Annotated in this window: 8 protein-coding genes and 1 riboswitch; of the genes, 2 read left to right on the top strand and 6 right to left on the bottom strand. The window is 72.2% G+C overall.

The genetic code is table 11. The annotated features are described in order from the left end of the window. On the bottom strand, positions 1-2,005 hold a 2,005-nt coding region (locus tag AB0M39_RS13955; RefSeq protein WP_365363705.1), incomplete at its 3' end, for a GNAT family N-acetyltransferase. A gap of 89 nt (positions 2,006-2,094) precedes the next feature. On the opposite strand from AB0M39_RS13955, the gene AB0M39_RS13950 reads away from it, so the two are divergent. Further along, complete coding sequence (locus tag AB0M39_RS13950; protein WP_365363703.1) at positions 2,095-2,376, top strand: HPr family phosphocarrier protein; 282 nt, start codon at positions 2,095-2,097, stop codon at positions 2,374-2,376. 190 nt (positions 2,377-2,566) lie between these two features. Here AB0M39_RS13950 and AB0M39_RS13945 read toward each other — a convergent pair whose 3' ends face one another. The 4 genes from AB0M39_RS13945 to AB0M39_RS13930 all read right to left on the bottom strand — a co-directional run bounded on the left by AB0M39_RS13945 (position 2,567) and on the right by AB0M39_RS13930 (position 7,453). Then, the gene (locus tag AB0M39_RS13945) at positions 2,567-3,253 is read right to left on the bottom strand and encodes a GntR family transcriptional regulator (RefSeq protein WP_365363701.1); all 687 of its coding nucleotides are present in this window, start codon (positions 3,251-3,253) and stop codon (positions 2,567-2,569) included. 276 nt (positions 3,254-3,529) lie between these two features. Further along, complete coding sequence (locus tag AB0M39_RS13940; RefSeq protein WP_365363699.1) at positions 3,530-4,300, bottom strand: M23 family metallopeptidase; 771 nt, start codon at positions 4,298-4,300, stop codon at positions 3,530-3,532. Between the two features lie 12 nt (positions 4,301-4,312). Continuing rightward, a riboswitch (cyclic di-AMP (ydaO/yuaA leader) is annotated at positions 4,313-4,475 on the bottom strand. Positions 4,476-4,703: 228 nt separating this feature from the next. Beyond that, a complete protein-coding gene (locus AB0M39_RS13935; protein ID WP_365363713.1) occupies positions 4,704-6,086 on the bottom strand; it encodes a pitrilysin family protein in 1,383 nt (460 codons plus the stop codon). Between the two features lie 17 nt (positions 6,087-6,103). After that, complete coding sequence (locus AB0M39_RS13930; protein ID WP_365363696.1) at positions 6,104-7,453, bottom strand: pitrilysin family protein; 1,350 nt, start codon at positions 7,451-7,453, stop codon at positions 6,104-6,106. A 264-nt stretch (positions 7,454-7,717) separates the two neighbouring features. Between AB0M39_RS13930 and AB0M39_RS13925 the strand changes: the two genes are divergently transcribed. Then, complete coding sequence (locus AB0M39_RS13925) at positions 7,718-10,171, top strand: DNA topoisomerase IV subunit A (RefSeq protein ID WP_365363692.1); 2,454 nt, start codon at positions 7,718-7,720, stop codon at positions 10,169-10,171. On the opposite strand, the gene AB0M39_RS13920 is transcribed toward AB0M39_RS13925, so the two are convergent. Beyond that, the gene (locus AB0M39_RS13920; RefSeq protein ID WP_365363688.1) at positions 10,168-11,301 is read right to left on the bottom strand and encodes a GTP-binding protein; all 1,134 of its coding nucleotides are present in this window, start codon (positions 11,299-11,301) and stop codon (positions 10,168-10,170) included. The genes AB0M39_RS13925 and AB0M39_RS13920 overlap by 4 nt on opposite strands. Positions 11,302-11,404: the final 103 nt, after the last annotated feature.

The raw sequence follows: 11,404 nt of genomic DNA, 5'->3' as shown, positions 1-11,404 counted from the left end.
TGGGCGGTCCTGAAGGCGGGGGCGTCTGCGGCGCGCCGGACGCGGGCGGGGCGGCGGCCGGGGTGCCGGGCGCGGGCGGGGCGGCAGGGGCGCCGGTCCGCGGGGCGTCCTGCGCCGCGGGGGTCGCCGTGCCGGCCGCGGCCGCCAAGGCGTCCGCCAGCCCGCCGAGCTCCACATGGACCACGGCCACCGGCTTGCCCGGGGACGTCATGGCCGCCTCGCGCAGAGCCGCCGCCAGCACCTCGCCGTCGCCCGACTCCGTGACGCCGTTCTCGCCGACCCAGGGGATCGCCGTCACCACGGCCGCGTCGCAGGAGTCGCCGGCCAGCGCCTCGGCGAGAGCGGCCCGGAAGTCCGCGGGCGTCGCGGCGGTCGTGAGGTCGCGCGGGCGGATCGGGCGCAGGCCCTCGGTGAGGCAGGCGTCGTAGGTGAGCAGCCCGAGGGACTCGGAGTTCCCGAGGATCGCCACCCGCGGGCCGGCGGGCAGCGGCTGGCCGGCCAGCATCAGGCCCGCGTCGACGAGCTCGGTGACCGTGTCGACGCGGATCACGCCCGCCTGCCGCAGCAGCGCGCCGACCGTGGCGTCGGGGATGCGGGTCACCGGCACCGCGTGCCCGGGCGGGGTGCTGCCGCTGTGGCGGGCGCCCTTGACCACGACGACCGGCTTGACCGCGGCCGTGCGCCGCGCGAGGCGGGTGAACTTGCGCGGGTTGCCGATCGATTCGAGGTAGAGCAGGACGACGTCGGTGTCGGGGTCCTCGTACCAGTACTGGAGGAAGTCGTTGCCCGACACGTCCGCGCGGTTGCCCGAGGAGATGAACGAGGACAGGCCCGCGCCGCGCCGGTGCAGGCCGGACAGCAGGGCGATGCCGATCGCGCCGGACTGGGTGAACAGGCCGATGCGTCCTGGCGCCGGCGACTCGGGCGCGAGGGAGGCGTTGAGGTGGACGGCGTCGGAGGTGCTGATGATCCCGAAGGAGTTCGGCCCGATGATCCGCATGCCGTACGAGCGGGCCTGCCGGACCAGCTCGCGCTGGCGCTCCCGGCCCGGGGCCCCGCTCTCGGCGTAGCCGGCGGTCAGCACGACCAGGCCCTGGACGCCGTGCTCGCCGCAGTCGGCGACCGCCTCCGGCACCCGGTCGGCCGGAACGGCCACGATCGCCAGGTCGACGGCCTCGCCGATCTCCGCGACCGAGCGGTGCGCGGCCACGCCCTCGATCTCGTGCTGGTCCTCGGCGAAGGCGCGGTTCACCGCGTGCACCCGGCCGCTGTACCCGCCGTGGAGGAGGTTGCGCAGCACCGTGCGCCCGACCCCGCCGGGCGCGCGGCCGACGCCGACGACGGCGACCGAGCCGGGCGCGAGGAGCCGCTGCACCGAGCGGGCCTCGGCGCGCTGCTCGCGGCCGCGCTGGACGGCGAGGGACTCGGCGGTCGGCTCCAGCTCGAGGGTCAGATGGACGGAGCCGTCCTCGAAGCTGCGCCGCTGGGTGTAGCCGGCGTCCCGGAACACCTTGATCATCTTGTTGTTGGCGGGCAGCACCTCGGCGGCGAAGCGCCGGATGCCGCGCTCGCGGGCGACCGCGGCGATGTGCTCGAGCAGCGTGGAGGCGACGCCCCGCCCCTGGTGGGCGTCCTGGACGAGGAAGGCGACCTCGGCCTCGTCGGCGGGGGCGGCGGCGGGGCGGCCCAGGGAGTCGATCCGGTCGTAGCGGACGGTGGCGATGAACTCCCCGCCGACCGTGGCCGCGAGGCCGACCCGGTCCACGTAGTCGTGGTGCGTGAAGCGGTGGACGTCCTTGGCGGAGAGCCGGGGGTAGGGCGCGAAGAACCGGTAGTACTTCGACTCGTCCGAGACCTGCTCGTAGAAGCTGACCAGCCGCCCGGCGTCCTCGGTGGTGATCGGTCTGATGCGTGCGGTGCCGCCGTCGCGCAGCACCACGTCGGCTTCCCAGTGATCGGGATAGGCATGATCGGAAACCTGATCCGGCTGCTGCGGAGGCTGCATGGGAGAAGCGTACGGTGAGTCGACAGGAGCACGCCGGAGTACATGAGAGACTGGTCTAGACAACCCGCTAAGACTTGAAGGGCAACACCATGGCTGAGCGCCGCGTCAATGTCGGCTGGGCCGAGGGCCTTCACGCCCGCCCCGCTTCCATCTTCGTCCGTGCCGCCACGGCGTCCGGCGTCCCCGTGACGATCGCCAAGGCCGACGGCAGCCCCGTCAACGCCGCCTCCATGCTCGCCGTGCTCGGGCTGGGCGCGCAGGGCGGCGAGGAGATCGTGCTCGCCTCCGAGGCGGACGGCGCCGACGTCGCCCTGGACCGTCTGGCCAAGCTGGTCGCCGAGGGCCTCGAGGAGCTCCCGGAGACCGTCTGAGCCGCAGTCGCCCACGACAGAGCCGCGGATCCCGAATTCGGGAGACCGCGGCTCCGTTCTATTCCGGGACGGAGATATCCGGCTGGATCCACGCGAGCGGATCCAGGGACAGACCGACAGACCGGAATAGGAATTCGGGCAGCAGGACAGGCCCCCCGATAATTCCTTCCCTTTGTATACGGCGCGACTGTTAATGCCGGAGGCTCGCGGTGTTTACGGCATGTTGCGAAGTCCTCACGGTCCTTGTGCGCTCCTGTCCGCGCAGCCGGTGAGCGGCCACCGCCCGCTCGGCGTGCAGGGCGGTCAGCGCGCGGGCGCGCTCGCCGTCGCCGCGCGCCACCGCGTCCACGATCGCGCCGTGCTCGGCCCAGGACTCGACGGGCCTGGCCGGCTGCTCGACCGCGTACATCCACGCGATCTTGTGCCGCAGCTGGGTGAGCAGGGCGGTCAGCCCGGGGCTCTGGGAGGCCTGGGCGAGCGTCTCGTGGAACCAGCCGCCCAGGGAGCGCAGATCCTCGCCCTGGCCGCGCCGCGCCCGCTCCTGGCCCAGCCTGACCAGGCCGCGCAGCACCTTGAGGTGCGCGTCGGTGCGGCGCTGGGCGGCGCGGGCGGCGCCCAGCGGCTCCAGCAGCAGACGGATGTCCAGCAGGTCCGCGGCCTCCTGCTCGGTGGGCTCGGCGACACAGGCGCCGGCGTGCCGGCGGGTAGTGACGAAGCCCTCGGACTCCAGGGTGCGCAGGGCCTCGCGCACCGGGACCCGGGAGACGCCGTAGCGGCGGGCGAGCTGCTCCTCGGTGAGCCGGCTGCCGCGCGCGAATACACCGGAGACGATGTCGTCGCGGATCGCCGTGCATACCGAATGCGCAGGAATGCGCATGACCGAACCTCCGCTTTAATCCGCGCGAAACGCAGCCGATTGACTTCTGTTCGGCAACCCTATTGCAACGGACGCGATTTTCCGATGGCCCACCGAAATCCATGGACACCTTTTGGCCAGGAAGCGCCGCGGGCGACGGCGAGGGCGGTTCGGGGGCCGGGAGGCGGGCGGGGCCGGGGAACGCCGAAGGCCCCGGCGGGGACCGGGGCCTTCGAGAAGGAGAGCGGGATCAGGCGGACGCGCGGCGCCCTGGTGCGGGCGCCCGGCGGCCGGTGATCAGACCTTGACGCCGTGGGAGCGCAGGTAGGAGACCGGGTTGATGTCGGAGCCGTACTCCGCCGTGCTCCGGGCCTCGAAGTGGAGGTGGGGGCCCGAGGAGTTGCCGGTGGAGCCGGAGAGGCCGATCTGCTGGCCCGGGGTGACGTCCTGGCCGACCGAGACGCCGATGGAGGAGAGGTGGCCGTACTGCGTGTACGTGCCGTCGTGCATCTTGATCACGACGTTGTTGCCGTACGCGCCGCCCCAGCCCGCCTCCACGACGGTGCCCATGCCGACGGACACGACCGAGGAGCCGGAGGCGGCGTGGAAGTCGACGCCGGTGTGGCTGCCGGAGGACCAGGCGGCGCCGCCGGCCTGGTAGGCGGTGCTGACATACGAGCCGGCGACCGGGGCGGTGAAGGAGAGCAGGCGCTTGCGCTCTGCCTCGCGGTCGGCGCGCTCCTTGGCCTCGCGGGCCTCCTTGACGCGGGCCTCGGCCTGGCGCTTCGCCTCGGCCTCGGCCTTCGCCTTGGCGGCGGCGCGGTCGGCCTCCAGCCGCTGCACCTCGGCCTGGTCGGCGATCTCGTCCGCGAGGGAGTCGACGGCGACTGTCTGCAGGGTGCCGGTGTCCTCCATGGAGGGGGCGCCGGGCTCGGCGGCGAGCGCCGGGGAAGCGAGGGTTCCGATGACGCCGGTGGTGGCGAGGGCCGCTACGCCTGCCATGTTCGCGCTCTTGCGCGACAGGCGGCTCGGGGCACGGTGCTTCCCGGTGGCACGGGTGAACGCCATGGAGAGGCTGATCCTTTCCTTCCTTCTCGCCTACCGGGTTAGCTGACGGGTTCGGAGCAGGAAGGTCTCCTACGGGCCCCTCCGCGGCTGCGAAGGCGTCCGATTCACCCCAGGGACTGAGTGGGTCCCCGGCTCCCCAGGCTCGCGCCTGACGGGGACTCGGCGATGACTGTCCGATGCCGCGGGTGCGGCGGGCTACTGGCGAACAGCCGCACTGACGCTAGGCGGGCGCTCTTTCAATCGCCAAACAGACGGCCCTTTTTGTAGCGCACGCCACAGGGCAGACAGGCAACTAGCCAACAAAACGGACATACGACGGAACCCCGGGCATCGCACTGAAGCCGGGGTTCCGTTTCCTGCTGTGGAGTTGTCGTGCCGCGCGCCGGGGACGGCGGGAGGTCAATCAGCCTGTGACAACAGTCACTTCGCCGATGCCCAGCGCCTTGACCGGCTCCGCGATCTGCGCGGCGTCGCCGACGAGCACGGTGACCATGCGGTCCACCGGGAAGGCGCTGACGGCCGCGGCCGTCGCCTCCACGGTGCCCGTCTCGGCGAGCCGTACGTACAACTGCGCCTGATAGTCGTCCGGGAGGTGCTGCTCGACCTGGTCGGCGAGCGTGCCCGCGACGGACGCGGCCGTCTCGTACTTCAGCGGGGCCACGCCCACCAGGTTCTGCACGGCGACGTCGCGCTCGGCGTCGGTGAGGCCCTCGGCCGCGAGCGTGCGCAGCACCTTCCAGAGGTCGTCCAGCGCCGGGCCGGTGTTGGGGGTGTCCACGGAGCCGCTGATGGCGAGCATCGAGGCGCCCGTGGCCCCGCCCGGGGCGGTCGGGGATGCGGAGCGCAGCACCTGGCCGAAGGCCCGTACGCCGTAGGTGTAGCCCTTCTCCTCGCGCAGGACGCGGTCCAGCCGGGAGGTGAGGGTGCCGCCCAGGCAGTACGAGCCGAGGACCTGCGCCGGCCAGACGCGGTCGTGCCGGTCCGCGCCGATGCGGCCGATCAGCAGCTGCGTCTGCACGGCGCCGGGCCGGTCCACGATCACCACGCGGCCGGTGTCGTCCGCGGTGATCGGCGGCATGGGGCGCAGATCGGCCTTGTCGCCGGTCCAGCCGCCCAGGGTGTCGGCGAGGACGGCGTCCAGGTCGACGCCCGTCAGGTCGCCCACGATCACCGCGGTGCCCGTGGCGGGCCGCACATGCCCCTCGAAGAAGGCACGCACGGCCGCCGCGTCGATGCGCTTGACGGTCTCCTCCGTGCCCTGGCGGGGGCGCGACATGCGCGAGGAGGCCGGGAAGAGCTGCTTGGACAGCTCCTTGGCGGCGCGGCGGGCCGGGTTGGCCTGCTCGTGCGGGATCTCGTCCAGGCGGTTGCGGACCAGGCGCTCGACCTCGCTGCTCGCGAACGCGGGCGCGCGCAGGGCCTCGGACAGCAGGCCGAGCGCCTTGGGCAGCCGGGAGACCGGGACCTCCAGAGAGACCCGGACGCCGGGGTGGTCGGCGTGCGCGTCCAGGGTGGCGCCGCAGCGCTCCAGCTCGGCGGCGAACTCCTCCGCCGAGCGCTTGTCGGTGCCCTCGGACAGGGCGCGCGCCATGATCGTGGCGACGCCGTCGAGGCCCTCCGGCTCGGCGTCCAGGGGAGCGTCGAGGGAGAGCTCCACGGCCACGACCTGCTGGCCGGGGCGGTGGCAGCGCAGCACGGTCAGGCCGTTGTCGAGCGTGCCGCGCTCGGGGGCCGGGAAGGCCCACGGCCTGGCCTCGCCGGCCTGCGGCTGCGGGTGGAAGTCCATGCTGACGGCAGCGTCGCTCACTGGTCGGCTCCCTCGTTGTCGTCGCTGTCGTTGTCGGCGCCGTCTTCGGCGGCGACCGGCTCGTAGACCAGCACCGCCCTGTTCTCGGGGCGCAGCCGGGCCTTGGCGACCGCCTGCACCTCCTCGGCGGTCACCTCCAGCACCCGCTGCACGGCGGTCAGCGCCAGCTGGGGGTCGCCGAACAGCACGGCGAACCGGCACAGTTCGTCGGCGCGCCCGGCGACCGTGCCGAGCCGGTCCAGCCACTCGCGCTCCAACTGGGCCTGCGCGCGCTCCATCTCCTCGGGCGTGGGGCCCTCGGCGGCGAACCGCGCCAGCTCCTCGTCGACCGCGGCCTCGATCTGGGGCACCTCCACGCCGCCGGACGTCTTGACGTCCAGCCAGCCCAGCGAGGGCGCGCCGGCCAGGCGCAGCAGGCCGAATCCGGCCGCCACGGCGGTCTGGTCGCGGCGGACCAGGCGGTTGTGGAGCCGGGAGGACTCGCCGCCGCCCAGCACGGTCAGCGCCAGGTCCGCGGCGTCGCACTCGCGGGTGCCGTCGTGCGGCAGCCGATAGGCGGCCATCAGCGCGCGCGCCGGGACCTCCTCGCGGATCTCCTCGCGCAGCTGCTCGCCGATGACCTCGGGGAGCGAGCCGTCGCGCGGCGGCTGCTTGCCGTCGTGGGAGGGGATGGAGCCGAAGTACTTCTCGATCCAGGCGAGCGTCTGCTCGGGGTCGATGTCGCCGACGACCGACAGCACGGCGTTGTTCGGCGCGTAGTACGTACGGAAGAAGGCGCGGGCGTCCTCGAGGGTCGCCGCGTCCAGGTCGGCCATGGAGCCGATGGGGGTGTGGTGGTACGGGTGGCCCTCGGGGTACGCAAGGGCGGTCAGGCGCTCGAAGGCCGTGCCGTACGGCACGTTGTCGTACCGCTGGCGGCGCTCGTTCTTGACGACGTCCCGCTGGTTCTCCATGGACTCGTCGTCGAGCGCGGCGAGCAGCGAGCCCATGCGGTCGGCTTCCAGCCAGAGCGCGAGCTCGAGCTGGTGGGTCGGCATGGTCTCGAAGTAGTTGGTGCGCTCGAAGCTGGTGGTGCCGTTGAGCGAGCCGCCGGCCCCCTGGACCAGCTCGAAGTGGCCGTTGCCGTGGACCTGCTTCGAGCCCTGGAACATCAGGTGCTCGAAGAGGTGGGCGAGGCCGGTACGGCCCTTGACCTCGTGGCGAGAGCCGACGTCGTACCAGAGGCACACCGCGGCGACCGGGGTCAGATGGTCCTCGGAGAGCACCACTCGCAGTCCGTTGGCCAGACGGTGCTCGGTCGCTGTCAGGCCGCCGGAGCCGGCCTGCTCTGTGGCCGTGTGACCCATGGGCATGTACGTCCCTTCGATCGCGATACGGAGAAGTCCTGCCACTGTATGCAAGCGCACTGACGCGTGGCGAAGTTCCCGGCCGGGATCAGCCCTACGACGGGTCGAGGTCGGCGTTGTCAGCGGCTCGGTCCACAATGGTCCGCATCAGGAACCTCTGACCCGCCCAGCAAGCACCTCTGTCCCACCCAGCAAGTACCCCCTGTCCCACCCAGCAAGCACGTCAGTCCCGCCCCGCAAGAGCGAGAAGGAGCCGCAGCAGCGATGGCCCGCCGCAGCACGAAGACCCCGCCGCCGGACGACTTCGAGGAGAAGATCCTCGACATCGACGTCGTCGACGAGATGCAGGGCTCCTTCCTCGAGTACGCGTACTCGGTGATCTACTCCCGGGCCCTGCCGGACGCCCGCGACGGCATGAAGCCGGTGCACCGCCGCATCGTCTACCAGATGAACGAGATGGGCCTGCGCCCTGACCGCGGCTATGTGAAGTGCGCCCGCGTCGTCGGCGAGGTCATGGGCAAGCTCCACCCGCACGGTGACGCGTCGATCTACGACGCGCTCGTGCGGATGGCGCAGCCGTTCTCGATGCGCCTGCCGCTGGTCGACGGCCACGGCAACTTCGGATCGCTCGGCAACGACGACCCGCCGGCCGCCATGCGGTACACCGAGTGCCGGATGGCCGACGCCACCAGTCTGATGACCGAGTCGATCGACGAGGACACCGTCGACTTCGACTCGAACTACGACGGCCAGGAGCGCGAGCCCGTCGCGCTGCCCGCCGCGTATCCGAATCTGCTGGTCAACGGCGCGTCCGGCATCGCGGTCGGCATGGCGACGAACATGCCGCCGCACAATCTGGGCGAGGTCGTCGCCGCCGCCCGCCATCTGATCAAGCACCCGGGCGCGGACCTGGAGACGCTGATGCGCTTCGTCCCCGGGCCCGACCTGCCCACCGGCGGCCGGATCGTGGGCCTGGGCGGGATCAAGGACGCGTACGAATCGGGCCGCGGCACCTTCAAGATCCGCGCGACGGTCTCCGTGGAGAACGTCACGGCGCGCCGCAAGGGCCTGGTCGTGACCGAACTGCCCTTCACGGTCGGACCGGAGAAGGTGATCGCGAAGATCAAGGACCTGGTCGGCTCGAAGAAGCTCCAGGGCATCGCGGACGTCAAGGACCTGACCGACCGTGCGCACGGCCTGCGCCTGGTGATCGAGGTGAAGAACGGCTTCATCCCCGAGGCGGTGCTGGAGCAGCTCTACAAGTTGACGCCGATGGAGGAGTCCTTCGGCATCAACAATGTGGCGCTGGTGGACGGCCAGCCGCTGACCCTGGGGCTCAAGGAGCTGCTGGAGGTCTATCTCGACCACCGGTTCGAGGTGGTGCGCCGGCGCAGCGAGTTCCGCCGGACCAAGCGGCGCGACCGGCTGCACCTGGTCGAGGGCCTGCTGGTGGCGCTGCTCGACATCGACGAGGTCATCCGCCTCATCCGGTCGAGTGAGAACTCCGCGCAGGCGAAGGAGCGGCTGATCGAGCACTTCTCGCTCAGCGAGGTCCAGACGCAGTACATCCTGGACACCCCGCTGCGCCGGCTCACCAAGTTCGACCGCATCGAGCTGGAGAGCGAGCGCGACCGGCTCAACGGCGAGATCGACGAGCTGACCGGGATCCTGGACTCGGACGCCGAGCTGCGCAAGCTCGTCTCGTCCGAACTGGCCGCGGTGGCGAAGAAGTTCAGCACCGACCGGCGCACCGTGCTGCTGGAGTCGGCGGGCACGCCGGTCGCGGCGGCGTCGCTGGAGGTCGCGGACGACCCGTGCCGGGTGCTGCTCTCCTCGACCGGCCTGCTGGCGCGCACGGCCACCGGCGAGCCCTTCGCCGAGGACGGCGGCAAGCGCACCAAGCACGACGCGATCGTCTCCGCGGTGCCGGCCACCCAGCGCGGCGACGTGGGCGTGGTGACCTCGTCCGGGCGGCTGCTGCGGCTCGCCGTGATCGATCTGCCGCAGCTGCCGGACACGGCGAACGCACCGAACCTCTCGGGCGGGGCGCCCATCGCGGAGTTCCTCAGCCTGGAGGGGGACGAGACGGTGGTCTGTCTGACGACGCTCGACGAGTCGTCGCCGGGTCTCGCGCTCGGCACGCTGCAGGGCGTGGTCAAGCGCGTGGTGCCCGACTATCCCGCGAACAAGGACGAGTTGGAGGTCATCGCCCTCAAGGACGGCGACCGGATCGTGGGCGGGGCCGAGCTGCGCACGGGCGAGGAGGACCTGGTGTTCATCACCTCCGACGCCCAGCTGCTGCGCTATCCGTCCTCTCAGGTGCGGCCGCAGGGCCGGGCCGCGGGCGGCATGGCCGGCGTCAAGCTGGCGGACGGCGCGGAGGTGGTCTCGTTCACCGCGGTGGACCCGGCCGGGGACGCGGTGGTGTTCACGGTCGCCGGATCGCGGGACACCCTGGACGACTCGGTGCAGACGTCGGCGAAGCTCACGCCGTTCGACCAGTACCCCCGCAAGGGGCGGGCCACGGGCGGGGTGCGCTGCCAGCGCTTCCTGAAGGGCGAGGACGTGCTGGTGCTGGCCTGGGCGGGCGCGGCCCCGGCGCGGGCGGCGCAGAAGAACGGCGCGCCGGCCGAGCTCCCCGAGCCCGACCCGCGCCGTGACGGCTCGGGCACACCGCTGACGTCGGCGGTGGCGGTGCTGGCGGGTCCGGCGAGCTAGAGCCGGCTCTCGGCCTCGCCGAATTCGCCTGCGCCCTCGCCCTCGCCTTCGGGTACGAACCGCAGGACGCCCCACATGCTGTGCTCGTCGGGTGCGTCCTGCGGTCCGTTCTGTACGCAGGACTCCAGCTGTCCGCGCAGGGCGCCCGCGTCCACGCCGGCGCCGATGAGCACCAGCTGGGTCAGCCGCTCCGCGCCGCGCGGCCAGGGAGCGGGGTAGAAGCGCAGGAACCGGCCGACGGCGTGCACGGCGTACCGGTTGCCGGGGTCGGCGGGGCCGAAGTCGACGAACCCCTTGATGCGGTAGAGCCCCTCGGGCCGGGAGTCGAGGAACTCCATGAGCCTGCGGGGGTGCATGGGCTGCGCGGCGGTGACGTCGACGCTCTCGTACGAGGCGTGCAGGTGCGGGGCGTGGTCGCCGCCGGGGTCATGGTGGTCGTGGCTGTGGGAGTCTTGCTCTTCGGCGTACAGGTCCTCGAAGGAGAGCTGGCGCGCCTTCTCCTCGCGCGCGGGCCGGGCGGCGGGGTCGAAGAGCAGCTCGGGGTCGACCCGCCCGTAGGTCGCGGAGATCACCGGCGCACCGGTCCCGTCGCCGCCCGCAGCGCCGATCCCCGCGATCACGCCCCGCACCCGCTCCACCTCGGCCGGGGCCACCCGGTCGGTCTTGTTGAGCACGATCAGGTCGGCGAGGGCGAGGTGCCGGTCGATCTCGGGGTGCCGCCGCCTGGTGGCGTCGAACTCGGCCGCGTCGACGACCTCGACCAGCCCGCCGTACACGATGCGCGGATTGTCGCTGGCGAGGATCATCCGCACGAGCTCCTCCGGCTCGGCGAGCCCGCTGGCCTCGATCACGATGACGTCGATCCGCGCGGCGGGCCGGGTGAGGGTGTCCAGATAGTCGTCGAGCTCGCCGCCGTCGACAGCGCAGCACAGACAGCCGTTCCCGAGCGAGACGGTGGAGCCGACCTGCCCGGCGACGGTCATGGCGTCGATCTCGATGGCCCCGAAGTCGTTCACGATCACCCCGACGCGATTGCCGCCGTTGCGCCGCAGGAGATGGTTGAGCAGGGTCGTCTTGCCGGATCCCAGGAAGCCCGCGAGGACGAGGACGGGAATCTGGGGCGTGCTCAACGGCGGCCTCTTCTCATGGCGCGGACGGGCGGCGGGGGCTCTGAGGGAAGCTCCGAGAGCTCTCAGGGGAAGCTCTCAGAATACGGGGAGTCGCGACGGCGGC

Origin of the sequence: Streptomyces sp. NPDC051907 (assembly GCF_040681075.1) — a bacterium.
Lineage (GTDB): Bacteria > Actinomycetota > Actinomycetes > Streptomycetales > Streptomycetaceae > Streptomyces.
The sequence above is the reverse complement of the archived record's forward strand: the minus strand, read 5'-3'. Positions and strand labels throughout refer to the sequence as shown.

Bases quoted from the DNA above. Each gene is read 5' to 3' on its own strand.
- AB0M39_RS13950 (WP_365363703.1), top strand. From the start codon at position 2,095: ATGGCTGAGCGCCGCGTCAATGTCGGCTGGGCCGAGGGCCTTCACGCC.
- AB0M39_RS13945 (WP_365363701.1), bottom strand. From the start codon at position 3,253: ATGCGCATTCCTGCGCATTCGGTATGCACGGCGATCCGCGACGACATC.
- AB0M39_RS13940 (WP_365363699.1), bottom strand. From the start codon at position 4,300: ATGGCGTTCACCCGTGCCACCGGGAAGCACCGTGCCCCGAGCCGCCTG.
- AB0M39_RS13935 (WP_365363713.1), bottom strand. From the start codon at position 6,086: ATGGACTTCCACCCGCAGCCGCAGGCCGGCGAGGCCAGGCCGTGGGCC.
- AB0M39_RS13930 (WP_365363696.1), bottom strand. From the start codon at position 7,453: ATGGGTCACACGGCCACAGAGCAGGCCGGCTCCGGCGGCCTGACAGCG.
- AB0M39_RS13925 (WP_365363692.1), top strand. From the start codon at position 7,718: ATGGCCCGCCGCAGCACGAAGACCCCGCCGCCGGACGACTTCGAGGAG.